The sequence below is a fragment of the Halomonas sp. A11-A genome (assembly GCF_003182195.1).
Lineage (GTDB): Bacteria > Pseudomonadota > Gammaproteobacteria > Pseudomonadales > Halomonadaceae > Halomonas > Halomonas alkalicola.
Map to the genome: position 1 here is coordinate 1 of NZ_QGTM01000027.1, position 25,153 is coordinate 25,153.

The window sequence follows — 25,153 nt, forward strand, 5'->3', positions numbered from 1 at the left end:
CATGCCGGCAAACTGGCGCATTTTCCGCACCTGCTCGCCGTTGGGCATCAGTTCGTATTTGAAGGCTTGGAGGCGTTGCATAGTGACCCGAAGCTGTATTTATATGGCTATGTTGGTATCTGTTGTTGGTCTTTGCCTATCGCTATGCGAAACCACGCTTCCTCGGTTGGCCTCGCGGTTTCAAACAACCGTCGCCATGCCAGGTAATTGGATAAGTACGCAGTCCCCACCCCGTGGAAACGCGACATCCAACCCTTCAATCGGCTCATGTAGCCGTTCACGTTCTGAATGTGATATTCCTTGCCGAGCACGCGCTGGTTATCGAGTGTGATAAGTCGATGATGGGCAATGCCATGGTCAGCAGAGAAAGTTTTATACCAACTGTGTCCGTCAGAGCATAAAATTGAGTCGCGGTCGATAATCGGTGACAGAAATTCGTGGACAGTCGACTTTTGAAGTGTCGGATCCACTAGCTCACTGAGCTTCCCATTGCGATCACGTGCAATAAGTACCGGAATCCTATCCGCTTTTTTACTCTTTTTACCTTGCCCTCCACGCTTTCTGGGTTTCCGGTGAGTGATATTTCGCTTCCCTTTACAGGACTCCAGGAAGAAGGTTTCGTCTACCTCGATGATGCCGGATAGTGGGTTAGCGTTTTCTTCAGCGCTTGTTTTTAGGAAGCGATGTCTCCAGCGGAAAGACGTCTTCAAATCGATACCTACTCGGGCCGCCGAGACGCGCAACGTCAGACTGTCTCGCATGCAGCGCAGGTAGTTGAACCACTTATCGCGGTGCTGCAGTTTGGCCAAGGGCGTGCCGGTTAGAGCATTGAATGTCTTGCGACAGTCGGGATTCCTGCAGCGATATCGCTGCAGGCCACCGGCGCGACCCCATTTGGTAGGCTCTTCAGTGCCACAATGGGGACAGGGAAGGTGAGTTCTCGCGGTGTCGAGCAGGGTATTCGCTTGGGAGTTGATTTGCCCAAGCATCTGATCTACCAAGTATTTCTTGATATGGGTAGGCAGGCTTGCCAATGTCTTTTCGAGGACCTTGAGATCTGTTTGTTTCATGGCGTGCTCCAGAGAAATACTGGATATACAGTAGTATATACAGTATTTTTAAAGCACGCCAACAGCAGATACCAACATAGCCATTTATATCCAGTAGTATAGGGCGCCTGAGGCGCCCGCGCTATCCTTCCTCGGCCTGAAGTGCCGAGGCTTGTCGCGCTTTTTGGTCATGTCAGCGTGGCTGCTGGTGAAGCAGCAGCTCCACCCGCCGGTTGGCCGCGCGTCCCTCGGCGGTCGCATTGCTCTCCAGGGGCCGGGTCTCCGCGTAGCCGACCGCACGCAGTCGCGCCTCCTCGACGCCCGCCTCGGCCAGATAGCGCAGCACCGAGATAGCCCTCGCGGTGGACAGCTCCCAGTTGGAGGGAAAGCGTGCCGTGGAGATGGGAATGTTGTCAGTGTGCCCCTCCACCGAGACATCGCCGTCGAACTCCTGGATCAGCTCCACCAGGCGCTGCAGCACCTGGTCCGCGCCCTCGATCAGCTCGGCCTGGCCGCTGGCGAAGAGCAGCTTGTCATCAATGCGCAGGGTGATGCCCTGGGCGCTTTGATCGACGCTGACCCCCTCGATTTCCAGCCCCTGAAAGCGCGGCTGCAGCCCATCATGGCGTGGCTGAACGCCGGTTGCCAGGGGACCCAGCCCTCCCGCCACGGCAATCGCGGCCGACTGCGCCACCGGCGAGATCTGTCTTGTCGACTCGCCACCGTGCTGGCTGCCGCTCACCGCCAGGCCATTGCCCGCCATGGAGAGCAGCAGCACGAACAGCGTGATCAGCAGCGTCAGCACGTCAAGATAGCTGACCAGCCAGGCCTCCCCGTCGCCCTCCCCCGCGCCGCCGGGCGCCAGTACCTCCCTGACGTTGCGATCAAGCACTCTGGTCCGCCTCACCGTCGCGCGGCCGCGGCTTGCCGGGCTCGCGGATCTCGTCGCGGTAGTTGGCCACGAAGGAGTTAAGGGTCTCCTCGATGAAGGAGGGCAGGCGGCGCTTGGTGATCAGGGAGATCCCCTCGAGCACCATGTTCATGGCGATGAGCCGCTCCTCGGTGCGCCGCTCGAGCTTCACCGCGATGGGCTTGAACACCAGGTTGGCCAGCAGGATGCCGTAGAAGGTGGTCAGCAGGGCCACCGCCATGCGCGAGCCGATCACATGCAGATCGCCGGCTTCCATGACCTCCAGCATGTTCACCAGCCCGACCAGGGTGCCGATCATGCCGAAGGCGGGGGCATAGGTTGCCATGGTACGGAAGATCTGCGCCTCGGCCTGCTCGCGCGCCCGCAGGCGGGCAATGCGCCAGCTCAGCAGGTCATAGATCTCATCCGGCTTGGTGTTAGCGATGACCAGTTGGATACCCGTGCGCAGGAAGGGGTTGCGGGTATGCTCCAGGGCCGCCTCCACGGCGCGCACGTCCCCCTTGAACCAGAGCCGAGACATGTCCACCAGCTCCTTGATGTCGTCGCGGGTATAAGTGTTCTCGCGCCGAAAGACGATCCCCACCAGCCGCACCACCCGCACCACCTCCTTGAGGGGATAGCTGATGAAGGTGGCCGCCATGGTACCGGCCAGCACGATGGCCAGCCCCGGCAGGTTCAGGAAGCTCTGCGGCGACTCCGCCGTGAACAACAGGACGCTGGCCAGCAGCACGCAGCTGGCGAAGATGCCGATAAGCGTCGAGGGATTCATGCACGGCTCCTTGCCGGGTGAGAAAAGGTCACAGTGGCGGGAAGGGACACTGGGGCTTATCGGCCACTGCGGCCCTTTCTTTAGCGGGCGTTAGCGGCAGCGGGCGTTAGCGGCGCGATGCGCTTAGCGCAGTGATATTCTGCCAGCGAACGGCTGCCCCGGGCCTATATGTGGCACGGCCCCGGGGGCGTCAGCCCTGATCGCGCAGTCGGGCTCGCAGGCGACTCACCGCCTGGCTGTGGAGCTGGCACACCCGTGACTCGGTCACCCCCAGCACTGCCCCGATCTCCTTGAGGTTCAGCTCCTCCTGATAGTAGAGCGCCATCAGCAGCTGCTCGCGCTCCGGCAGCGCAGCGATGGCCTCCACCAGGCGCTCGCGTTGCTCATGCTCCACCAGTTCGGCGAAGGGGGTGCTGCGCTGGGGGCTGTCGAACCCCTGCTCGTGCCCCTCGGCCACCAGCTCCTCGAAGGGCAGCAGCTGGCCGCAGTTGGTGTCGCTCAACAGCTGCCGATAGTCGCCGAGTTCCATCCCGAGCTCGGCGGCGATCTCGTGCTCCTCCGCGGGCCTGGCGAAGCGCTGTTCCAGGCGCCTGACGGCCTCATCCACCGCCCGAGCGTTGCGTCTCACGCTGCGCGGCAGCCAGTCACGGCTGCGCAGCTCGTCGAGCATCGCCCCCCGGATACGCTGACTGGCAAAGGTGGCAAAGCTCGCCCCCTGCCCCGCATCGAAGCGGCTCAGCGCCTCCAGCAGCCCCACCGTACCGGCCTGGATCAGGTCATCGAGTTCGATGCTGGCCGGCAGCCGCACCTGCAGCGCCAGCGCCTGGCGCCTGACCAGAGGCAGGTACTCGGTCAGCAGCTCGTTCTGTTGGATCTTTCCCTTGGCGGTATACATCTCGTTCGCCTTGCCCTACCGATAGTTGACGATGACCTGAAGGTCGCTGACCCGAACCGCCGTCCGCTGGCCCGGTGCCAGGGCGAACCGGAAGTGCAGGGGGACCGTCGCGGGCAACCCTGCCAGCGCCCGACTGCTGCCGGCGCTCGAGGCAAGCTCCGCACAGCCGCCCGGATGGCAGAGCCAGCCCACCACGACCTGGCCGGCCGGCACCCCGTAGCGCCAGCTCACCTCTTCGATGACGCCTGCCGTCACGGCCGGCGGTGGTGGCATCGTGGCGCTTGCCATGCTGCGCTCTGCCAGCACCGCCCTGACCGGCCCGGCCTGGCCGACCCAGCTACCTGCCGCCGACACCGGCGAGGCCAGCGTCAGCATGGCCAGCGTCAACATGGCCAGGGCCAGCCAACTCCCCCGCAGCCGGCTCATGCCAGCACCACCAGTTCGACGCCCAGGTAGTGGGCAGCGGCCTGCTGCAGGTTGTCGAGCAGGCCGGGGCGACGGAGGCCCGGCGGATGCAGCAGCAGCAGCCTGCCCGGGCCACCGCCCTCCGCCAGGGCCAGCAGCAGCCGCCAGGCCCGCCGAAAGCTCTCGGCGTCGGCCTCTACCCAGAGTGCCCAGCGCGGCTGCTGGGCCGCCAGCAGCGGCAGGTGGGGGCTGTCTGCCGACACGGGCACCAGCTGCCAGCGCCGCGGGTCACCGACCCAGCGGCGCCCCTGGCCGTGCCAGTGGGCCAGCGGCTCCCGCGCGCGCTCCAGCTGGGGCGCCGGCAGGCCGACGATCAGCAGGGTGGCCGTCGAAGTCGCAAGCTGTGCGGCCGGCGGCTCCCGGCGAGCCACTGCCACCCGGCTCGCCGCGGGCACTTGCCCGGCCAGGGCGATCAACGCTTCGGCCACATGGGTCGGACAGCCGACCAGGTCCCGCTCCTGCCGTGATGCCCAGTGCCGAAGCCCTGAGGCTTGATCCATCGTCATATCAGTGCAGCCCCTCAAGCCCGACGGTTCCCAGTTCGCGCAGCGCCTCGCGGGCGAGGCAGAGCTGCAGCAGCGCCTCGAGCAGTGTCTCGGCGCTGCCCCGCTTCCTGCCGGCCAGCAGCGCCAGGAGCTCACCCCGCAGGGAGAGCACCCAGGCCTCGTCGCTCGCCTCGAGCCGGGTGGCGACGCTCGCCAGGCCGGCGGCCAGGGTGAGGCGCAGCGCCGGGGCCATGGCCGGGTCCGCCTCGACGAGCCGGCGAGTGGCGCGCCGCGTCAGGGCCGGCAGCGCCTCCGCGAGGAGCTGGGTCACCAGCAGGGGGACGGCGCGCCCGCGCAGGGTCGCCGGCGACAGCCAGTAGCCACGCTTCAGCACGCGACCGCTGTAGGCATCCACCAGCTCGCCCGCCCAGGCCCGCAGCGGCTCCGTCTCCCCTCGCCCCAGGCCCACCGTACAGGACTTAAGCGCCAACTGTGCCTCGCGCCCCCGCCAGCGCAGCGCACGCGGCTGCCGCGGCGACATCACAGCGGCCAGGGCAGCCAGCGGCTGACGCTCGCCGTCGACCACGACTCGCTGGGTGCCGCGCACCTGGGCGATCCAGTCCCGCTGCTGCTCGGCCAGCCAGGTACGGGCCTCGAGGCCGGGCAGCCCGGCCAGCAGGTGTGCGCCGAGCGGGCCGGCCTCCTCGGCCGCCACCAGTCGCTCCAGCTCCCCGGCGGGCGCCAGGTGCTGCGGCACCGGCAGGGCCGACCACTGCCCCGCGGCATCCAGGGCCAGATCGGGCTGCGACCAGGCCTCGTTACGCACGCGGGTACGCGGCATCCAGACCCGGCTGCCACCGGGCAGCCGGGCCTGCCCCAGCAGCGACGCGAGTCGCTCGGACTGCAGCGCTGGCGGCACTCCGGCCAGCTGCCAGACCCGCGCCAGGTCGGCAAAGCCCGGCACCCGCTCGCGCAGGGTCGAGAGCAGCGTGGCGACGCGACGCCCCTGGCCCAGCAGCAGCGCGGCGGCGGCCGGTGGCTCCGGGCGAATCGACGTGCTGCGCACATCCAGCGCCTGGCTGACCAGGGTGGCGGCATCCATAACCACCAGGTCCTCGGGGACGCGCTGGCCCTGGGCCACCAGCCGCAGACGCAGCCCATGGCGCATCAGGGCGTCGAGCAGCGGTCCCAGGCGCCCCGCCTCATCGTGCTTGCTGATCAGGCAGTCATCCAGCGCCATGCCCGCGGCGCGGGCCGCCTGACGGTAGTTGATGATCACCTCCTCCAGCGCCTCCGGCTGGCTGACGGCATTGAGCACCAGCAGCGGGCGCACTGGCGTGTCCCCCTTGAGCCTCGCCAGCTGGTCGATGACCCGCCGGTCGCGTTGGCTCATGCCCACGGTGTCGACGATCACGAAGCGCCTGTCGGCCAGCGCCAAGTGCAGGGTCTCCAGGGGCTGGTCAAGATCGAGGCCATGCATGGGAACGCCCAGCAGCTCGGCGTAGATCCGCAGCTGCTCATGGGCGCCGATACGAAACCCGTCGGTGGAGACCAGCGCCACGGCGTCCGGGCCGTGGCGCATCACGAAGCGGGCGGCGAGCTTGGCCGCGGTAGTGGTCTTGCCGACCCCGGTGGGGCCCACCAGGGCCACGATGCCGCCGCGGTCCAGCAGCGCCAGCTCGTCCTCCTCGACCAGCAGGCGCGCGGCCAGGCGATTCACCAGCCAGGTCGCCTCATCGTCGGGCGCCAGGCACTCCGGCAGCCCCTCCAGCACCTCCTCGCCGACCGCACGCGAAAACCCCGCCTCGAGCAGCCACTGCATGAGCCGCTGCCGGGGTGAGGGCGACGCCTCGGCGCGCTGGACGGTCAGCAGGCTGCGCATCTCCTGCATCTCCGCCAGCAGACGCGCACTCATGGCCTGGAAGGTCTCCTCCTCCCTCCCCCTGGTCGCCTCCGGGGCGACGGGCGTCGGCGTCGGTACAAGGGGCGGCGCCTCGACAGGCCGCGGCCTGGCCACGGCCGGCTCGGCTCCCCCCGTTTCGGCCATGGCGAGGATCTCGACGCCCTGCTCGGTGTGCCGGTTGGCCAGGATCAGCGCCTCGTCGCCCAGGGCGGCCCGTACCTGGCGCATCGCCTCGCGGCTGGTGGTGCCGGTGAATCGCATCACACTCATGATTCAACTGCCTCTTATCTCAGCGTCCTCCCACCAGCTGCGTCACGCGCAGGGTGCGGTCGTCGGGGATCTCCGCCTGGGAGAGCACCGCCAGGTGGCGCAGCCGGCGGCGCAGGAAACGGGCCAGCACCGGGCGCAGGCTATGCTGCACCACCAGCACCGGCGGCTCGCCGCTGGCCTCCTGACGCCCCAGCGCCTGCTCCGTCTGGGCCATCAGGGTATCGGCGAGGCCGGGCTCCAGGGCGCCGTTGCCGTTCATCGCCTGCATCAGCACCTGCTCGAGCTGCGCCTCCAGCCCGATGACGCGGAGCTCAGGCTCGGCCCCGAACCACTGCTGGACGATGCTGCGGCCAAGCCCGATGCGGACCCGCGCGGTCAGCTCCTCGACATCGGCCTGCTGGCCGGCGTGCTCGGCGAGGGTATCCAGGATGGTGCGCAGGTCGCGAATCGAGACCTCCTCCTCCAGCAAGTTCTGCAGGAGGCGCTGGAACATGGTCAGAGATACCAGCTTGGGCACCACCTCCTCGACCAGCGACTTCTGCTCCTCGCCCAGGCGGTCGAGCAGCTTCTGCACCTCGCCGCGGCCCAGTATCTCACCGGCGTGGCGGTGCATCAGGTGGTTGAGGTGAGTGGCCACCACGGTGCTGGCGTCCACCACGGTGTAGCCGTAGACCTGGGCGTGCTCACGTTGGGAAGCCTCGATCCACACCGCCGGCAGCCCGAAGGCCGGGTCGGTGGTGGGGGTGCCGGCAAGCTCGCCGGAGACCTGGCCGGGGTCGATGGCCAGCCACTTGCCGGGGAAGGCCTCGGCGCGACCGATCTCCGCCCCCTTCAGGGTGATCACATAGGTGGAGGGCCCGAGCTCCAGGTTGTCGCGGATGTGGACCACCGGCGGCAGGAACCCCACCTCCTGGGCAAACTTCTTGCGCACCCCCTTGATGCGGCTGAGCAGCTCTCCCTCCTGGCGCTGGTCCACCAGCGGGATCAGCCGGTGGCCCACCTCGAGCCCGAGGGTGTCGACCAGCTGGACATCGTCCCAACTCGCCTCGGGGGCCTCGGGGGCCGGGGGCAGCTCGCTCTCGGCGAGCGCCTCCTTGACCTCCTGCCGCTTCGCATTGCGGATCAGCGCCCAGGCCAGGCCGCCGAGCAGCCCGGTGAAGAGCAGAAAGACAAAGTTGGGCATGCCGGGCACCATGCCCAGAAGCCCCATCACCACCGCCGCCAGGATCATCACCTGGGGGTTGGTAAAGAGCTGGCCGAGCATCTGCTGGCCGACGTCCTCGCCCTTGTCGGTGCTGACCCGGGAGACCGTCACGCCCGCCGCGGTGGAGATCACCAGCGCCGGGATCTGGGCCACCAGGCCATCGCCGATGGTCATCAGCGTATAGGTGCGCGCGGCATCGCCGAAGCCCATGCCGTGCTGCAGCATGCCGATCAGCAGGCCGCCGATGACGTTGACCACCATGATAACCAGGCCCGCCATGGCGTCGCCGCGCACGAACTTGCTGGCGCCGTCCATGGAGCCGTAGAAGTCGGCTTCCTGGGCCACCTCGGCGCGGCGCTTGCGGGCATCCTCCTCGCCGATCAGGCCGGCGTTGAGGTCGGCGTCGATGGCCATCTGCTTGCCGGGCATGGCGTCGAGCATGAAGCGCGCACCCACCTCGGCGATCCGCCCGGCGCCCTTGGTGATGACCATGAAGTTGATGACGATCAGGATCAGGAACACTACCAGACCCACGGCGAAGTTACCCCCCACCAGGAACTGGCCGAAGGCCTCGATCACCTTGCCGGCGGAGTCGCCGCCCTGGTGCCCCTCCATCAGGATCACCCGGGTGGAGGCGACGTTCAGCGACAGCCGCAGCAGGGTGGTGAACAGCAGCACCGCCGGGAAGGCGGCGAAGTCCAGCGGCTTCTGGGTGAACATGCTGACCAGCAGCACCATCACCGCCAGCGCGATATTGAAGGTGAAGAAGAGATCCAGCGCGATGGGCGGCAGCGGCAGGATCAGCATCGCCATCACGAAGAGGATCAGCAGCGGGCCGGCCAGCAGTTTCATCTGGGAACCGCTGGCCCACTGTCCGCCGAGGTATTCGCTCACGGCCTTCATGCATCAGCTCCTGCAGTGCCCGGCGGCACATCCAGCGCCTCCGGAACGGGCAGCGCTTCGGGGAGCGGCGGGGCCTCGCCGCCCTCCTCCGCGACCCGCTTGAGGCGGAAGGCCCAGGCCATCACCTCCGCCACGGCGGTATAGAGCGCCTCGGGAATCTCGGCATCGAGGTCCACGTGGTAATAGAGGGCGCGCGCCAGGGGCGGCGCCTCCAGGCGCGGCACGCCGTGCTTGTCGCCCAGCTCGCGGATGCGGCCGGCCACGAGCTCGGTACCCTTGGCGATGACCCGAGGCGCGGCCATGCCGGTCTCGTCGTAGCGCAGGGCCACGGCATAGTGGGTCGGGTTGGTGATGATCACGTCGGCCTCCGGCACCTTGCTCATCATGCGGCCGCGAGCCATGGCCTGCTGCTGCTGACGAATACGCGCCTTGATATGGGGGTCACCCTCGGACTCCTTGTGCTCACGTTTGAGCTCCTCCTTGCTCATGCGCATCTTCTTGGCATGACTCCACAGCTGATAGGGCACGTCGATCAGGATCACCACCAACAGGGCCAGCACGATCAGGCCGCAGGCCAGCGCCGCCAGCTGCAGCGCATGGGCCAGGGCCAGCTGCACCGGCTGATCCATCAGGCTCATGTAGGTGCCGCGGTTGGCCCACAGGAAGGCGATGGCCACGCTGCCAACCAGCAGCGACTTGGCGATCGCCTTGGCCAGCTCCACCAGGGCCTGGACCCCGAACATCCGCTTGAGGCCCTTGAAGGGGTTGAGCTTGGAGAGCTGGGGCTTGAGCGACTTGGCCGAGATCAGCCAGCCGCCCAGCAGCGCCGGCGCCACCAGGGCCACCACGGCGAGCAGCAGGAAAAGCGGCAGCATCGCCATCAGGGTGCGCCGCCCCAGCTCCAGGGCGTGACTGAGCATCGGGGTGGTCTCCAGCGCATGGCGGCGCTCGAAGAGGAAGGCCTGCTCCATCACCAGGCCCAGCTGGTCATAGAGCAGCGAGCCCATGCTCCACAGCCCCACCACGCCGCCCAGCAGCAGCATGAAGGTGGTCAGCTCTCGGGAACGGGCGACCTGGCCCTCTTCGCGGGCCTTCTCCAACCGCCGTGGCGTTGCCGGTTCGGTCTTTTCCTGATCGCTGCTCTGCTCGGCCATGGCCACTCATCGGGGACAGTCTTGCGGACCCTGGCCATTGTGGAGAGTCGAGGAAAGGGGTGATACGCGAATAAGGGCCGATAATCGCGAGCTATTCGTTCGCGACCATCAGCCCTCGGGGGCTTGCGTTCGGCGTTCGGCTCTCAGCCCTCAGAAGCCGAGCTGCTCCAGCAGGTCATCGACCTGGTCCTGGTTGCTGACCACATCATCGCCCCCGGCATTGACCTGAGGGCCATTGAGCAGGCCGGTATCGCGCCGCGACTCGTCGGCACGGCGCTGCATGTCGTCGCGGCGCTCGCCCTCGGGCACGCTGTCGATCAGCACCTGGACAAGTTGGCTCTCGATCTCGCGGATGACGTCCATCATCTTCTTGATCACCTGGCCGGTCAGGTCCTGGAAGTCCTGGGCCATCATGATCTCGAGCAGCTCCTTGCTGGTCGCGCCGGTCTGCTCGGGCACCTCGGCCAGGTAGGCGCGGGTGTCGGTGACCAGCTCGCGGGCCTCGTCCAGCCCCTTGGGCTCGGCGAACCACCCGGCCCAGCGCCTATCCAGCGCCGCGGCCTTCTCGCCCAGGGCGTCCTGAATCGGCTGAGCGCGATCGATGGCGTTGAGCGCCCGCTCCGCCGCCTGCTCGGTCATGGTGGCCACATAGCTCAGGCGATCACGGGCGTCGGGGATCGCCTCGGCGGCCTTCTCGATCTCCTTGTCCAGGCCGAGCTCGCGCATGCTTTCGCGCAGCATGCGAGTCAACTGGCCGATGCGCTGTACCAGGTCATCGCTGCTGGCGGAGGCTGGCGCCTGGCTCGGGTCTTGGGTGCTCATGCTCTACTCTCCTCGCGTCGGCCGCAGGGCCTGGTGATCACATGCCCAGCTTCTCGAAGATCTTGTTGAGCTTCTCTTCGAGGGTCGCCGCGGTGAACGGCTTGACCACGTAGCCGTTGGCGCCGGCCTGAGCGGCCGCGATGATGTTCTCCTTCTTGGCTTCGGCGGTCACCATCAGTACCGGCAGCTCCTTGAGCGCGGCATCGGCGCGGATCTGCTTGAGCATCTCCAGCCCGTCCAGGTTGGGCATGTTCCAGTCCGAGACCACGAACTGGAAGCCGCCGGCGCGCAGCTTGTTGAGCGCATCCTGGCCGTCCTCGGCCTCCTCCACGTTGGTGAAACCGAGCTCCTTGAGCAGGCTGCGCACGATCCGGCGCATGGTGGGAAAGTCGTCCACCACAAGGATGCTCATGTTCTTGTCTGCCATTGCACTACCTCGATTCGCGATGTTCTCGTTGAAGGTATGGCCCGGCGAGATGGCCGGCCGGGCCGAGCATGCCGCCCGACAGGCGGCAGCCGAATCAGAACTCCTGCCACTCTTCCTCGGCGGATTCGGCCCGCTGCGCGCTGTGCCGGCGGCTCGGTGCCGGCAGGCCCGCCGGTGCCTCAGGCGCGGACAGGGTGGGTGCCTCCGGGGCCGGCTCGCTCGCGACCCGCGCGGCCTCGCCGGCCAGGCGGAAGCGCGCCACGGCCTGCTCGAGGCGCTCCGCCTGCTCCTCCAGGGAGGAGGCGGCCGCCGAGGCCTGCTGCACCAGGGCGGCGTTCTGCTGGGTCACCTGGTCCATCTGGCCCACCGCCTGGCTCACCTGCTCGATGCCGTCGCTCTGCTCCTGGGAGGCCGCCGAGATCTCGTCCATGATATCAGTGACCCGGCGTACCGCCTGGACCACCTCGTCCATGGTCTCCCCGGCGTTCTCGGCCAGGCTCGAACCCGCCTGCACCTGAGCCACCGAGCTCTCGATGAGCGTCTTGATCTCCTTGGCCGCCTCGGCACTTCGGCTGGCCAGGTTGCGTACCTCGCCGGCCACCACCGCAAAGCCGCGGCCCTGCTCCCCCGCCCGTGCCGCTTCCACCGAGGCGTTGAGCGCCAGAATATTGGTCTGGAAGGCGATGGAGTCGATGACACCGGTAATATCGGCAATCTTGCGTGAACTGTCCGAGATCCCGTGCATGGTCTTGACCACGCGATCGACCACCTCGCCACCGCGCTCGGCGGTGGTGGAGGCCTCAAGGGCCAGACCGCTGGCCTGGCGGGCGTTGTCGGCGTTCTGCTTCACCGTGGCGGTCAACTGCTCCATGCTGGCCGCGGTCTCCTCCAGCGAGGCCGCCTGCTGCTCGGTGCGCGAGGACAGGTCCGCATTGCCGGAGGCGATCTCCCGGGCTCCGAGGTGGATCGAGCTGCTGCCCTGGCGCACTTCGCCCACTACCTGTGCCAGCCCCTGCTGCATCTCGCGCATGGCGGCGAACAGTCGGCCCACCTCGTTGCGCCCCTTCACCTCAATGGTGGCCGAGAGGTCCGCCTGGGCGATGCGCTCGAGATGATGCACGGCCGCGCCCAGCGGGCGAATGACAACAGAGCGCAGGCCCGCATAGATCGCCGCCACCAGCAGGCCGATCAGCACCAGCAGGCCCAAACCGACCCACCCGAACTGCCGGGCCTGGTCACGAAAATCCGCCACCACCCCGTCGGCACGGGCAAAGCCGTAGGCCACGAAATCGGTCATGGCAACGCCGAGCGCCTCGGCCGGGGCCTCGAGCTCCTCGCGCAGGCGATTGAAGGTAGTGGTGTCGAGCTGGTCGAGCGCAGTGTGCTGCTGTCGCAGCAGATCGAGCACCGCCGTGAACTGCTCCTCGACTCGCGCTGCCAAGGGAGCACCCTCGTTCGTCTTGGGGGTCGCCACGAACGCCTGGAAGCGTTGTTCGGCGCGGGCGAGGTGATCCAGGGCGCTCTCGAGGTGGCCGTTGGCCTCCCCCATCCGGCCGATCATGATCAGGTTGGCGGCAATCTCGAGGTGGTTGCGTCCCACGTTCAGCAGCGCATCGCCGCGGTTGATTTCGTTAAGCTGCTCGGCACTGATCCGATTGAGCAGCTGCAGGGTGGCGCCGGCATTGCGCTCGACTATCACCGCCAGGCCGGCGATCACCCCGATGAAGGCCACGAAGCAGGCCAGCACGGCCACCATGGCCGTATGGATGCTGATATTACGAATGAAACGAACCATCTCGAGGCTTCCTTCTGTGGACGTCATTATTGTCGAGGGCCATGCATCTTGCGGGAGTCGCTGTCGTGGTGATGGCGCTAGACGCGCTGGGCCCGGCCGGAAGAGGCCACCAGCGCCAGCAGGCGTGGCGCTATCTCCTCGAGGGGAAGCACCTCCGAGGCACCGCCCAGGGTGATCGCCTCCCGCGGCATGCCGAAGACCACGCAGCTCGCCTCATCCTGGGCGATGGTGGGCGCACCGGCCTGGCGCATCTCGACGAGGCCCGCCGCCCCGTCCTTGCCCATGCCGGTGAGCAGCACCCCGACCGCATTGCGGCCGGCCTGCTCCGCCGCCGAGCGAAACAGCACGTCGACCGAGGGGCGATGGCGGTTCACGGGAGGCCCCTGATCGAGCCTGGCCACATAGTTGGCCCCGCTGCGCGCCAGCTTCAGGTGGGCGTCTCCCGGGGCGATATAAGCGTGTCCGGGCAGCACCCGCTCGCCGTCCTCGGCCTCCTTGACGCTGATCTGGCAGAGCCGGTCTAGGCGCTCGGCGAAGGAGCGAGTGAAGCCGCCGGGCATGTGCTGGGCAATCATGATGGCCGGGCTGTTGGCAGGCAGCGGCTCCAGCACGCGGCGGATCGCCTCGGTGCCCCCGGTGGAGGCGCCGATGATCAAGAGCTTCTCGCTCGACATCAAAGGCGCCGTCAGGCGCTGGGGCGGCGCCTCGTTGCGCGAAGCGGCGCGCCGCGGCCGCGAGCGTGCCGCGGCGCGGATCTTCTCGGCGATCTCCTCGGCGTACTCGAGCATGCCGCTGCGGATGCCGAGCGACGGCTTGGCGACGAAATCCAGCGCGCCAAGCTCGAGCGCCCGAAGGGTGACCTCGGAGCCGGACTGGGTCAGCGACGAGACCATCAACACCGGCATCGGCCGTAGGCGCATCAGCCGCTCCAGGAAGTCGATGCCATCCATTCGCGGCATCTCGACGTCGAGGGTCAGCACGTCGGGGTTGTGGCGCTTGATCAGATCCCTGGCCACCAACGGGTCCGGCGCCACCGCCACCACCGCCATGTCGGGCTGGCTGTTGATGATCTCGCTGAGCAGGTCGCGGATCAGCGCTGAGTCGTCAACGCAAAGCACCTTGATCGTGGCGGCACTCAAGAGGGCTCTCCTGTAGCAGGTGGCTCGCCGCCCGGGTCAGGCAGCAAGAGGTCCTTGAAAGGGATATCGGCCGGCGGCCGGCGGACTTTAGCGGCCAGGCGTCGGCCTGCCGCCCGCGGCGTCCGGGGCCAGGGTGTAGACGGTCTGGCCGCGCAGCCGCAGGGTGCGCGTGATGTAGGAGAAGTTCTCGGAGTGGCCGGCAAACAGCAGGCCGTCCGGCTTCAGCAGCGGCGCGAAGCGCTCCAGTATCCTGGCCTGGGTCGCCTTGTCGAAGTAGATCATCACGTTACGACAGAAGATCGCATCGAAGGGACCGCTGACCGGCCAGCTCGGCGCCAGCAGGTTGAGCGGCAAGAACTCGACCATGGCGCGCAGCTCCGGCCTGACCCGCGCCAGGCCTGCCTGCCGGCCGGTGCCCCGCTGGAAGAAGCGGCGCATGCGCTCGGCCTCCAGCTTGTGCACCTGCTCCAGGGGGTAGATCCCCGCCTCGGCCCGGGCCAGCGCCTCGGTGTCGATGTCCGTCGCCACCACCCTGGCGTCGCCCGCGCGGCTACCCAGCGCCTCACACAGGGTCATGGCGATGGAGTAGGGCTCCTCGCCGGTGGAGGCCGCGGCACTCCACACACGGATCGGCCCGGGGCGAGCACGGACATGCTCGGCGAGCAGCGGGAAGTGGTGCGACTCGCGGAAGAAGGCGGTGAGGTTGGTGGTCAGGGCATTGGTGAAGGCCTCCCACTCTCGGGCATCCGGCTGGCGCTCCAGGCGCGCCAGGTAGTCGCTGAAGCGCGTCAGGCCATGATGACGCAGCCGCTTGGCGAGGCGGCTGTAGACCATCTCGCGCTTGTGCTCGGCCAGCACGATCCCCGCCCGCTGGTAGATCAGCTGACGGATACGCGCGAAGTCCTCGTCGGTGAGCACCAGGTCACGCTCGAGGGGGCTTCCACTGCCCCAGTTGCCGGCGGAGAAGGATGCCGGCTCCCTTGACTCGCTCAAAATGCTTCCCACTCCTCGACATCGGACGGGCGATTGTTGCCAACGGCGGGCGGCAGTGCCTTCTGCTGTGTGGGTGCGCGCTCACTCGGTGCCGCCGGCCCGCGCCGCTCGGCCAGGCTCGGGGCGCGCTCCTTGCCGGCGCCGCGCGCGCGGAAGGCGGTCACGGCGATGACCAGCTGCTCGGCCTGACGCTCCAGATCCAGGGCCGCCCGGGCCATGGCCTGCACCCGCTCGGCATTCTGCTGGGTGACATGGTCCATCTCGGCAACCGCCTGGTTGATCTGGCGGATGCCACCGCTCTGCTCCTGGGAGGCGGCCGAGATCTCGCCCATGATGTCGTTGACGCGGGTGGAGGCCGCCACCACCCCCTCGATGGCGCCCTCGGCGCGCTGCACCACCACGGCCCCGGTCTGGATCTCCTTGCCGGCCCCGTCGATCAGGGTCCGGATCTCCTTCGCGGCAGCGGCGGAACGCCCGGCCAGGTTGCGCACCTCATTGGCCACGACCGCAAAGCCACGCCCCTGTTCGCCGGCGCGAGCGGCCTCCACCGAGGCGTTCAGTGCCAGGATATTGGTCTGGAAGGCGATGGAGTCGATCACGTCGATGATCTCGGCCATCTTGCGGGAGCTCTCGGTAATGCGCCCCATGGTCTCCACCACCTGGTGCATCAGCTCGCCGGTCTCACGGACCCGCTCGGCATTCTCGGTCGCCAGGCCGCTGGCCTGGCGGGCGTTATCGGTGTTCTGCTGCACCGTGGCGGTCATCTCTTCCATGCTGGAGGCGGTCTGCTGCAGCGACGCCGCCTGCTGCTCGATGCGGGTGGAGAGCTCGTCGTTGCCCACGGCGATATCCCGCGCGGCCGGCGTCACCACCTGAATACCCGCATGCACGTCGCCCACGATGCTGCCGAGGCTCTTGCGCATCACGTCCAGGGCGCCCAGCAGGCGGCCCACCTCATCGCGGCCGTGCTGAGGCACACTGGCCGCCAGGTTGCCCGAGGCGATCTGCAGGGTGAAGCCGATGGCCCGATCCAGCGGGCGCGTCACGGCGCGCAGGGTCATCATGCCCAGCGCGATCAGCAGCAGTAGGGCCGCGCCGAGCACGCCGCCCTGGGCGAGCAGCATGGCACGCTGCCCCGCCTCGGCGGCGGCCGCCATCGCCGCCGCACCGCGGCGTTCGCGCTCGATCAGCTGGTTGACGCTGGCGGTCAGCGCCACCGCCTGCTCCTGGAGCGGGGTGACCTGATTGTTCAGCGCCATCATGGCGTCGAAGGCCTCGCCGGTCAGGGCGTTGGCCAGGGGCAGCAGCCCCTCCTGCAGGTAGGCGGTCAGGTCGGCGCCGAAGTCTCGGGTCTCGGGGGCCTGGTTGATCTCGCGGGCCATGAAATCGGCCCAGATTCCCTCGACGCGCGCAACGGTCGCCTCGATCTGCTCGGCCAGCTCGTGGCGCTGGCCAAGCAGCGCCATGCGCTCCTGGCTGCCCATGCGCTGCGGCAGCTCGTTGACCAGCTGCCCGACCTGCTGCAGGCGCACCACGTCCTCAAGGCCGTCCCGGTTGAGCTCGGCGAGCCTCTCCCCCGAGACCTGCAGGCCATAGAGCCCAAGCCCGCCGCTGACCAGCAGCATCAATGACGCCACGACGACCATCAGGCTGATGCGGGCGCGCACGGTGCTAAGGTTCAGGCGCCGCAGCGCGCCGAGTACGCCGCGCCGGCGCAGCCGCCCCCTGTGCAGATAGAGGTGGCGCCCCTTGCCTTCGCGAATGCTGGCGTAGGCGAGCTCCGCCCGCTCGATCTGCTCGCGGTCGGCCTTGACCCGTACCGAGGCGTAGCCCATCACCTCGCCATCCTCGATGATCGGGGTCACGCTGGCATCCACCCAGTAGTGGTCGCCGTTCTTGCGCCGGTTCTTGACCAGGCCGCGCCAGCTCTCCCCCGCCGCCAGGGTCTCCCACAGGTTGGCGAAGGCCTCGGGCGGCATGTCAGGGTGGCGCACCAGGTTGTGGGGCGAGCCGATCAGCTCCTCGTGGCGATATCCACTGACCTCGATGAAGGCCGGGTTGGCGTAGGTGATGCGTCCCTTGAGGTCGGTCCGCGAGATCAGGAAGTGCTCGTCCTGGAGCTCGTATTCCCGTCCAGTCACTGGCTGGTTGTCGCGCATGCTGTGCTCTCCGAGGCGGTTAGCGGTGTGCAGCTACCGCTCTTCTGGTTATCGGTATAGGTGGACGGGGGTGCCGTCAGGGTCAGAAGGATTCCCACTCCTGATCGCTGGCGTGTCCGCGCGTCTTCGTCTGGGGGTCGCGCCCGGCCGGAGACGGCATCAGCGCCGGCATCCAGCGGGCCAGGGTGGGATCATGGCCGGCGTCGCCTGCGGATTCCGCCCCGTCGGCAGCGGCCGCGTCGGAGGGGGGCATCTCGGCGCTCTTGCCGTCCAGCCGAAAGCCGGCCACGGCCTGGCTCAGGCGCTCTGCCTGGGACTCCACCTGGTGCGCGACGGCGGCCGCCTGCTGCACCAGGGCGGCGTTCTGCTGGGTGACCTCATCCATCTGCGCCACCGCCAGGTTGACCTGATCGATGCCACTGCTCTGCTCGGCAGAGGCCGCGGCGATCTCGTCCATGATGTCGCTGACCTTCTGCACCGCCGCCACGATGTCGCCCATGGTGCTGCCGGCGCGGTCGGCGCGCTCGCTGCCGGCCTCCACCCTGGCCACCGAGACCTCGATCAATTCACGAATCTGGCGAGAGGCATCGGCGGAACGCTGGGCCAGGTTGCGCACCTCGCCGGCCACCACCGCAAAGCCGCGCCCCTGCTCGCCGGCCCGGGCGGCCTCCACCGAGGCGTTGAGGGCCAGGATGTTGGTCTGGAAGGCGATGGAGTCGATCACCTTGATGATGTCGCTGACCCGGTGGGAGCTCTCGCGGATCTCGTGCATGGTGGCGACCACCTCGTCGACCACCTGGCCGCCATTGCCGGCGGTGCGCGAGGCATCCTCGGCCAGCTGGCTGGCGTGGCGCGCATTGTCGGCGTTCTGCTTCACCGTCGAGGCGAGCTGCTCCATGCTGGCGGCAGTCTCCTGCAGGGCGGCCGCCTGCTCCTCGGTGCGCGCCGACAGGTCCTGGTTGCCGCTGGCGATGTGCTGGGAGCCCTGGTGGATCGCATCGCTGCCATGGCGCACGGCCCCCACCGTTCTGCCCAGGCTGGTCTGCAGCGCCTCCAGGGCGCCGTAGAGACGCCCGATCTCGTTGTTGCCCAGGTGCTCGATGGGCGCCGAGAGATCCCCCTTGGCCATGGTGTCGAAATGCATCACCACCCGCGACAGCGGTCGCAGCACGTTGACTGTGACGCCCCAGACCACCACCAGGGTGGTCAGCACTGCGACGGCCAGCACGCCGAGGATGGCCAGGCGCAGGGTGTCGGAAAGCGCGGCGAAGGTCTGCAGGTGATGGGCACCGGCGTCGCCGGCCTGGGCCGCCAGGTCGGTCATGGCCGCGCTGGATACCGCCAGCAGGTAGAGCCCCAGGCCGCTGAGCACCAGGATCAGGGCGAAGAAGGTGCCCAGCACCAGGAACCAGCTCAGGCGCACCGTCATGTTGTCAAAGATTCGCTTTATCACTCGTTTCACACTGCCACCCTCTCTCTGCTGCGGCCGGGGCGAGATCGCCCCATCCGGTTCCGGGAGGGACGGCAGCTGTCGGCCGGCTCTCCTCCCCTGGCGCCCGGGGGCGTCGGGATGTTGTCGTCTCAGCTCTCGGCCAGCGCCAGCGGGCGAGGGCGAGCGGGCGCCTCCACCAGCGGCGCGGGCTCTTCCAACACCGCTCGGTGGCGCTCGGCACCGGTGCGGAAGCGCCGCACGTGCTCGCGCAGGCGGTGGCTCTGGGCCGCCAGGCGCTGGGAGGCCAGTGTGTGCTCCTCGACCAGGCCCGAGTTCTGCTGGGTCATGCGATCCATCTGGGAGACCGCCTCGTTGACCTGCTCGATGCCGAGGCTCTGCTCCCGGGAGGCCGCGGAGATCTCGCCGACCAGGGTGCTGAGCTCTGCGATCTCGCAGGCAATACCGGCGATGATGCCCCCGGCCTCCTCCACCCGCCGGCTGCCCTCTGCCACCTGGGTACCGGAGGTCTCGATGAGCCCCTTGACCTCCCGGGCGGCCTCGGCGCTGCGGCTGGCGAGCTTGCGCACCTCCTCGGCCACCACGGCGAATCCGCGGCCGTGCTCGCCGGCGCGAGCCGCCTCCACGGAGGCATTCAGCGCCAGAATATTGGTCTGGAAGGCGATGGCATCGATGGTGTCGACGATGGTGATCATCTGGCTGGCGCTCTCCTTGATCGCCGCCATGGAGGCCTCCACGCTGCTCATCGCCGCCCGGCCCCGCTCGGCGCTGCTGGCCGAGCTGCCGGCGAGCTCGCGAGCCTGGTCGCTGTGCTCGGCGTTCTGCCGCACCGTGGCGGTGAGCTGCTCCATGCTCGAGGCGGTCTCGGCCAGGGAGGCCGCCTGCTGCTCGGTGCGGGTGGCCAGTTCGTCATTGCCGGCACTGAGCTCGTCCACCGCCTGCCCCAGCTCGTCGGCGCTGCGATGGATGTCACCGATGGTGGCCGCCAGGTTGGCCCGCATCCGATCGATGTCGTGCAGCAGGCTCTCACCCTCGGCACGGGTGAGCCGGACGTCGCGGGTCAGGTCGCCGTCGGCGATATGGCGCACCACCTCGGCCGCATAGCGGGGATCGCCGCCCAGGCGCCGGGAGATATCGCGGATCACCAGGCCCATCAGCAGGGTCAGCGGCAGGCCCACCGCCAGCAGCGACAGCAGGTTGCTGATCAGGGAGCCCAGGAAGGCCGCGTCGATGTCGTCGATATAGACCCCGGTGCCGATCACCCAGCCCCAGGGGGCGTAGTAGCCGTGGAAGGAGGACTTCTCGGCCAGGCCGCCCTCCTCCTCGTGGATCCACAGATAGTCGACGAAGCCGTCACCCTGGTGCACCGACTCCATGAACTCGCGGAACAGGTAGCGCCCCTCCTCGTTCTGGAAGTCACCGACGAAGGTCCCCACCGGCAGGCGCGGATGCGCCAGCAGCTCATAGGCCTCGTTGAAGACATAGATATAACCGCGACCCTGGTCGTAGGTCATGTCGCGCACCATCGCGGCCGCCAGGGCCCTGGCCTCGGCCTCATCGAGCTCGCCGGCGGCGACGCGCTCGGCCTGGCCGGCCACGGCGTTCATGGCCATATCGACATAGTCGCCCAGGGCCCCCTTGCGCTCGGCCAGCATGGTCTGGCGAGTCTCCCAGGCCCCCCAGCCGACCAGCAGCAGCATGGCCAGCCAGATCACCCCCAGTAGTGCCCAGAGCTTTCTCGTCGTCGACAGTCCCTGCATATTTCCCTCGATCGTGCTTGTTATTGATGTTCTCGCCGCGGCGGCCCGGGTATCAGTCGGTGGCCTTCTCCACCAGCGCCATCTCCTCGCTGGTCAGCAGCTTGTCGATGTCCACCAGCACCAGCATGCGGTCCTCCAGGCTACCCAGGCCGCTCAGGAAGTCGGAGGAGAGGGTGACCCCGAACTCCGGCGCCGGCTTGATCTGCTCCGGGGTGAGGGTCATGACATCGGAGACGCCATCCACCACGATGCCGACGATGCGATCGGCGACATTGACCACGATCACCACGGTCTGGCCGCCGTACTCCACCCGCTCGAGGTGGAACTTGATGCGCAGGTCGACGATCGGCACGATCACGCCGCGCAGGTTGGTCACCCCCTTGATGAAGTCCGGCGCATTGGCGATGCGGGTCACGTTCTCGTAGCCGCGGATCTCCTGCACCTTGAGGATATCGATGGCGTACTCCTCCTCCCCCAGGGAGAAGACCAGAAACTCCTGGTTGCCGGCCTCGGCGGAGGCAAGTGCGGTCGGGGACGTCTGGCTGTTCATGTGAGGTCAACCTCCTTGACGGAAAGCGGCGAAGCCGACTGGCGGCTGTCACGCCGCGTCTGCTTCTTGGAACGACTGAGCTGATGCAGGCCGGCGATGTCGAGGATCAGCGCCACGCTGCCATCCCCGAGGATGGTGGCGGCCGACACCCCCGGCACCTTGCGATAGTTGGTCTCGAGGTTCTTCACCACCACCTGCTGCTGGCCGATCAGATCATCCACCAGCAGCGCATAGCGGCGCCCCTCGCCCTGCACGATCACGGCGATGGTCTCGGTGAGCTCGGTGCGCGCCCCGGCCACGTCGAAGGCCTCGTGCACCGCCACCACCGGCAGGTACTCGTCGCGCACCTTGAGCACCACGTCGTCGCCGGCCATGGCGTAGAGATCCTCCTGGGCCGGCTGCAGCGACTCCAGCACCGCGGTGAGCGGCAGGATGAAGACCTCCTCCCCGACCCGGATCGACATACCGTCGAGGATGGCCAGGGTCAGCGGCAGCAGGATGCGAATGGTGGTGCCCTCGCCCGCCCGGGACATGATCTGCACCTGCCCCCCCATGCCCTGGATGTTGCGCTTGACCACGTCCATGCCCACGCCGCGGCCGGAAACGTCGGTCACCTCCTTGGCGGTGGAAAAGCCAGGGGCAAAGATCAGCTGCCACACCTCGTCGTCGGACATGGTGTCGGAAACAGCCAGACCGCTCTCCCGCGCCTTGGCCAACAGCCGGTCGCGATTGAGGCCGGCGCCGTCGTCGATCACCTCGATGAGGATATTGCCGCCCTGATGGCGGGCCGAGAGGGTCAGCCGGCCGGTGCGCGGCTTGCCCTGGGCCTCGCGCTCCTCGGGCGGCTCGATGCCGTGGTCGAGGCTGTTGCGCACCAGGTGGGTCAGCGGATCGATGATCCGCTCGGTCAGGCTCTTGTCGAGTTCGGTGGCCCCCCCCTCGGTGACCAGCTCGATCTCCTTGCCAAGCTTGGCCGAGATCTCGCGCACCACCCGCGGGAAGCGGCTGAAAACGAAGTCCATGGGAATCATCCGGATCGACATCACCGCTTCCTGGAGGTCCCGAGCGTTGCGCTGCAGCAGGCTCATGCCGTTGAGCAGCGCGCCGTTGCTTACGCCATCCAGCTCGCTCACGGTCTGGTCGAGCATCGACTGGGTGATGATCAGCTCGCCCACCAGGTTGATGATCTGATCGACCTTCTCCACCGAGACGCGGATCGACGCTGACTCGCTGGCCTTGGGCTTCGGCTTGGCCTTGGCGGCCGCCTCGGTAGCGCCCTGCTGCTGGGGGGGAGCGGGCGCCGGCGAGGGAGTGGGTGCCGGCGGCTCCGCCGCGGCCGGCGCGACGGCATCACCGGCCGGCGCTTTCGCGACCGCCTCATCGGCAGAAGCGGCGGCTTGAGTGACCTCGATCTCGTCGGGCTCGATGATGAAGCACATCACCGCCTCGATGTCGTCCGGGCTCGCCGTGGTCTCCAGCAGCACCTCGTAGCGTGCCTGATCGCCGCCCTCGCCCTTCACCTCACCGAGCTGGCCGAGCTCCTCGATGAGCAGCGCACGGTTCTCGTCGCTCACCCCCAGCAGGGCCACCACCAGGCAGCCGCTTGAATCGGCGCTTGAATCGGGGACAGCCCCCCATTCCGGCGCCCCCGCTTCGGCCGCGGGCTCCACGGCGGGTGCCGGGCTGGCGGGCGCGGGGCTGGCCGACGCACCGCCCGCCAGGCCCTGATCGATCTCCTCTCGCGCCAGCTGCTGCAGGATGGCGCAGATGCGCTCGAAGGCGGCCTGGTCGGGGTCTTCGCCGTTGCGGTAGGCGCCGAGCTGGTCGTTGAGCATGTCCTTGGTTTCCAGGAAGGTATCGACGATGTCCCGGCGCAGGCGCAGCTCGCCCTTGCGGGTGTGGTCGAGGAGGTTCTCGAACAGATGGGTCGTCTTCTGCAGTACCTCGAAGCCGAAGGTCCCCGCGCCGCCCTTGATGGAGTGGGCCGCTCGAAAGATGGCGTTGAGCTGCTCGGCGTCCGGCGCTTCCACGTCGAGCTCCAGCAGGTGGCGCTCCATGTCCGCCAGCAGCTCCTCGGCCTCCTCGAAGAAGGTGTCATAGAAATCGGTGATATCCATCGCGTGTCCTTCTCCTCGTTATGGCGTATCGGCAGCGCCGGCCTCGCCGCCCAGGGCCTGGCGCAGGCTCTGCTGGAAGGCCTCCACCGGCGCCAGGTCGACCTCGCCGCCCAGGCGGGCGGCCGGTGACGGCATCCCGGGCCCGTTGATCAGGGAGGGAGAGCGAATCTGTTCGCTCACATCCGGGAACAGCAGCAGCAGCTCGATGCGCCGATTGGCGGAATCCTGCGGATTGAGATCCGGCAGCGGCACCCGGTCGGCGAAGCCCGAGACGCGCAGCAGCTTGCCGGAGTCGAAGCCCCCGGCCACCAACTCGCGGCGCGAGGCGTTGGCGCGATCGTTGGAGAGCTCCCAGTTGCTGTAGCCGCGATAGCCCCCGGCGAAGGGGGTGCTGTCGGTGTGGCCACCGATGCTCAGGTCGTTGTTCAGCTCGTTGAGCAGCGGCGCCATGGTGCGCAGAAGGTTGCGCATGTAGGGGGCGACCCGGTCGCTGCCCACGTCGAACATCGGGCGCTGGTCGGTATCCAGCAGCTGGATACGCAGCCCTTCGCGGGTCATGTCGAAGCGCATCTGGCTGCGCAGATGGCGCAGCTCGGGATCCTCCTGGAGCGCCGACTCGATGCGCCGCTGCAGGTCGGTGAAAAAGTTGCGCTGCACATCGCTGGGGCGCGTCTGGGCACGCATGTCGAGGCGCGCCCGCTCGCCTTCGGAATGCACCGGGTCGGGCCCGCCGCCGGGAATCACGTTGCTGGTCTGGGCCGAGCCGCTGCCGCCGGTGATGGCGGTGACCAGCGGGGTGCGGAAGTACTCGGCGACGCCCTCGCGCTGCTCCGGGCTTGCCGCCGACAGGATCCACATCACCAGGAACAGCGCCATCAGCGCCGTCATGAAGTCGGCCAGGGCGATCTTCCAGCTGCCGCCATGGTGGCGATGCACCACCTTCTTGCGGCGAATGATGATGGGCCGGCGCCCCTCCCCCGTGCTCATGCGCCGGCAGACTCCGACTTGGCGCTACGCACGTGCTCCTCCAGTTCGTGGAAGCTCGGCCGCTCCGCGGTATGCAGCGCCTTGCGGCCGAACTCCACGGCCATCTGGGGGGCGTAACCGTGGAGGCTGGCCAGCAGCGTCACCCGCATGCACTGCAGCACCTTCTCTGCCTCCTTGGCCTGGCGCTCGATGCGGCTCGCCACCGGGTTGATGAAGCCGTAGCCCAGGAGGATGCCGAGGAAGGTGCCCACCAGGGCGTGTGCGATCATCTCCCCCATCTCGTCGGGGCCGGCGTCGGCATAGGTGAGCGCCTTTACCACGCCCAGCACCGCCGCCACGATGCCGAAGGCTGGCATGGCATCGCCGACCTTGGCGATGGCATCCGCCGGAATATGCACCTCGGCCTCGAAGGCCTCGATCTCATGGAGCATCAGCTCGTCGAGCTCCATGGGCTCCATGCTGCCGCTCACCATGATGCGCAGGTAGTCGGTGAGGAAGTTCATCACCATGGGGTCGGAAAGAAGCCGCGGGTAGTCGTTGAAGAGCGCGCTCTCCTGGGGGGCGTCGATATCGCGCTCGACCCCCAGCATGCCCTCGCGGCGAATCTTGGCGAGGATCTTGTACTGCAGCCCCATCAGCTCCATGTAGAAGCTCTTGTCGTAGCGGTTGGCGCGCTTGAGCTTGGAGAAGACCCGGAAGGTAGCCTTGATCGCCTTGCCGTTGTTGGCGGCGATGAAGGCCCCCACCCCCGCGCCGCCGATCATCAGCAGCTCCAGAGGCTGAAAGATGGGCCCGAGGCTGCCGCCGGCCAGCACGAAACCGCCGAACACGCAGAGAATGACAACGATATATCCAAGAGGTATCAGCACTGCCCACTTCCTTCGCTCAGCCCGTCGTCCGCCCCGGCTCGGCCTTGCCACCAGCGG

At 67.9% G+C, this 25,153-nt stretch carries 22 protein-coding genes; all 22 read right to left on the reverse strand.

Features of this window, described 5'->3' with window-relative positions; translation table 11 throughout:
- On the reverse strand, positions 1–81 hold an 81-nt coding region (locus DER72_RS16675; protein WP_146209067.1), incomplete at its 3' end, for a helix-turn-helix domain-containing protein.
- A 26-nt stretch (positions 82–107) separates the two neighbouring features.
- Entirely contained in the window at positions 108–1,070 is a 963-nt protein-coding gene (locus tag DER72_RS13760) for an IS1595 family transposase (protein ID WP_110070553.1), read from the reverse strand.
- Between the two features lie 172 nt (positions 1,071–1,242).
- Positions 1,243–1,941 carry an OmpA family protein gene (locus DER72_RS13765; RefSeq protein ID WP_110070554.1) on the reverse strand — a complete coding sequence of 233 codons (699 nt, stop codon included), beginning with the start codon at positions 1,939–1,941 and terminating at the stop codon, positions 1,243–1,245.
- Complete coding sequence (locus DER72_RS13770; RefSeq protein ID WP_110070555.1) at positions 1,934–2,749, reverse strand: motility protein A; 816 nt, start codon at positions 2,747–2,749, stop codon at positions 1,934–1,936. Before DER72_RS13770 ends, DER72_RS13765 begins: the two co-directional genes overlap by 8 nt.
- A 190-nt stretch (positions 2,750–2,939) precedes the next feature.
- Positions 2,940–3,644, reverse strand: coding sequence for an RNA polymerase sigma factor FliA (locus tag DER72_RS13775; protein WP_110070556.1), 705 nt, complete (start codon positions 3,642–3,644; stop codon positions 2,940–2,942).
- A 15-nt stretch (positions 3,645–3,659) separates the two neighbouring features.
- The gene (locus DER72_RS13780; RefSeq protein ID WP_110070557.1) at positions 3,660–4,070 is read right to left on the reverse strand and encodes a flagellar protein FlhE; all 411 of its coding nucleotides are present in this window, start codon (positions 4,068–4,070) and stop codon (positions 3,660–3,662) included.
- A complete protein-coding gene (locus DER72_RS13785) occupies positions 4,067–4,609 on the reverse strand; it encodes a hypothetical protein (RefSeq protein WP_146209066.1) in 543 nt (180 codons plus the stop codon). Before DER72_RS13785 ends, DER72_RS13780 begins: the two co-directional genes overlap by 4 nt.
- A gap of 7 nt (positions 4,610–4,616) precedes the next feature.
- Entirely contained in the window at positions 4,617–6,767 is a 2,151-nt protein-coding gene (flhF, locus tag DER72_RS13790) for a flagellar biosynthesis protein FlhF (RefSeq protein WP_110070559.1), read from the reverse strand.
- Positions 6,768–6,786: 19 nt separating this feature from the next.
- Entirely contained in the window at positions 6,787–8,874 is a 2,088-nt protein-coding gene (gene flhA, locus DER72_RS13795) for a flagellar biosynthesis protein FlhA (protein WP_110070560.1), read from the reverse strand.
- Complete coding sequence (gene flhB / locus DER72_RS13800; protein WP_110070561.1) at positions 8,871–10,028, reverse strand: flagellar biosynthesis protein FlhB; 1,158 nt, start codon at positions 10,026–10,028, stop codon at positions 8,871–8,873. Before flhB ends, flhA begins: the two co-directional genes overlap by 4 nt.
- A gap of 150 nt (positions 10,029–10,178) precedes the next feature.
- On the reverse strand, positions 10,179–10,850 hold the full coding sequence (gene cheZ / locus DER72_RS13805; protein ID WP_110070562.1) for a protein phosphatase CheZ: 672 nt from the start codon (positions 10,848–10,850) through the stop codon (positions 10,179–10,181).
- Between the two features lie 37 nt (positions 10,851–10,887).
- A complete protein-coding gene (gene cheY / locus DER72_RS13810) occupies positions 10,888–11,277 on the reverse strand; it encodes a chemotaxis response regulator CheY (RefSeq protein WP_110070563.1) in 390 nt (129 codons plus the stop codon).
- Between the two features lie 94 nt (positions 11,278–11,371).
- Positions 11,372–13,072 (reverse strand): methyl-accepting chemotaxis protein, encoded by a 1,701-nt coding sequence (locus DER72_RS13815; protein ID WP_110070564.1) that lies wholly within the window; start codon positions 13,070–13,072, stop codon positions 11,372–11,374.
- A 77-nt stretch (positions 13,073–13,149) separates the two neighbouring features.
- The gene (locus DER72_RS13820) at positions 13,150–14,211 is read right to left on the reverse strand and encodes a chemotaxis response regulator protein-glutamate methylesterase (RefSeq protein WP_110070565.1); all 1,062 of its coding nucleotides are present in this window, start codon (positions 14,209–14,211) and stop codon (positions 13,150–13,152) included.
- An 87-nt stretch (positions 14,212–14,298) separates the two neighbouring features.
- Positions 14,299–15,204, reverse strand: coding sequence for a CheR family methyltransferase (locus DER72_RS13825; protein ID WP_110070566.1), 906 nt, complete (start codon positions 15,202–15,204; stop codon positions 14,299–14,301).
- On the reverse strand, positions 15,201–17,363 hold the full coding sequence (locus tag DER72_RS13830; RefSeq protein WP_110070567.1) for a PAS domain-containing methyl-accepting chemotaxis protein: 2,163 nt from the start codon (positions 17,361–17,363) through the stop codon (positions 15,201–15,203). The genes DER72_RS13825 and DER72_RS13830 overlap by 4 nt, the downstream gene beginning before the upstream one ends.
- Before the next feature lie 82 nt (positions 17,364–17,445).
- A complete protein-coding gene (locus DER72_RS13835) occupies positions 17,446–18,825 on the reverse strand; it encodes a methyl-accepting chemotaxis protein (protein ID WP_309064168.1) in 1,380 nt (459 codons plus the stop codon).
- A 119-nt stretch (positions 18,826–18,944) separates the two neighbouring features.
- Positions 18,945–20,573 carry a methyl-accepting chemotaxis protein gene (locus DER72_RS13840; RefSeq protein WP_110070569.1) on the reverse strand — a complete coding sequence of 543 codons (1,629 nt, stop codon included), beginning with the start codon at positions 20,571–20,573 and terminating at the stop codon, positions 18,945–18,947.
- 52 nt (positions 20,574–20,625) lie between these two features.
- Positions 20,626–21,123, reverse strand: a complete 498-nt coding sequence (gene cheW / locus DER72_RS13845) for a chemotaxis protein CheW (RefSeq protein ID WP_110070570.1) — start codon at positions 21,121–21,123, stop codon at positions 20,626–20,628.
- Positions 21,120–23,240 carry a chemotaxis protein CheA gene (gene cheA / locus DER72_RS13850; RefSeq protein WP_110070571.1) on the reverse strand — a complete coding sequence of 707 codons (2,121 nt, stop codon included), beginning with the start codon at positions 23,238–23,240 and terminating at the stop codon, positions 21,120–21,122. Before cheA ends, cheW begins: the two co-directional genes overlap by 4 nt.
- A gap of 18 nt (positions 23,241–23,258) precedes the next feature.
- On the reverse strand, positions 23,259–24,227 hold the full coding sequence (gene motB / locus DER72_RS13855; protein WP_110070572.1) for a flagellar motor protein MotB: 969 nt from the start codon (positions 24,225–24,227) through the stop codon (positions 23,259–23,261).
- Positions 24,224–25,096, reverse strand: coding sequence for a flagellar motor stator protein MotA (gene motA / locus DER72_RS13860; RefSeq protein ID WP_110070573.1), 873 nt, complete (start codon positions 25,094–25,096; stop codon positions 24,224–24,226). The genes motB and motA overlap by 4 nt, the downstream gene beginning before the upstream one ends.
- Positions 25,097–25,153 lie beyond the last annotated feature (57 nt).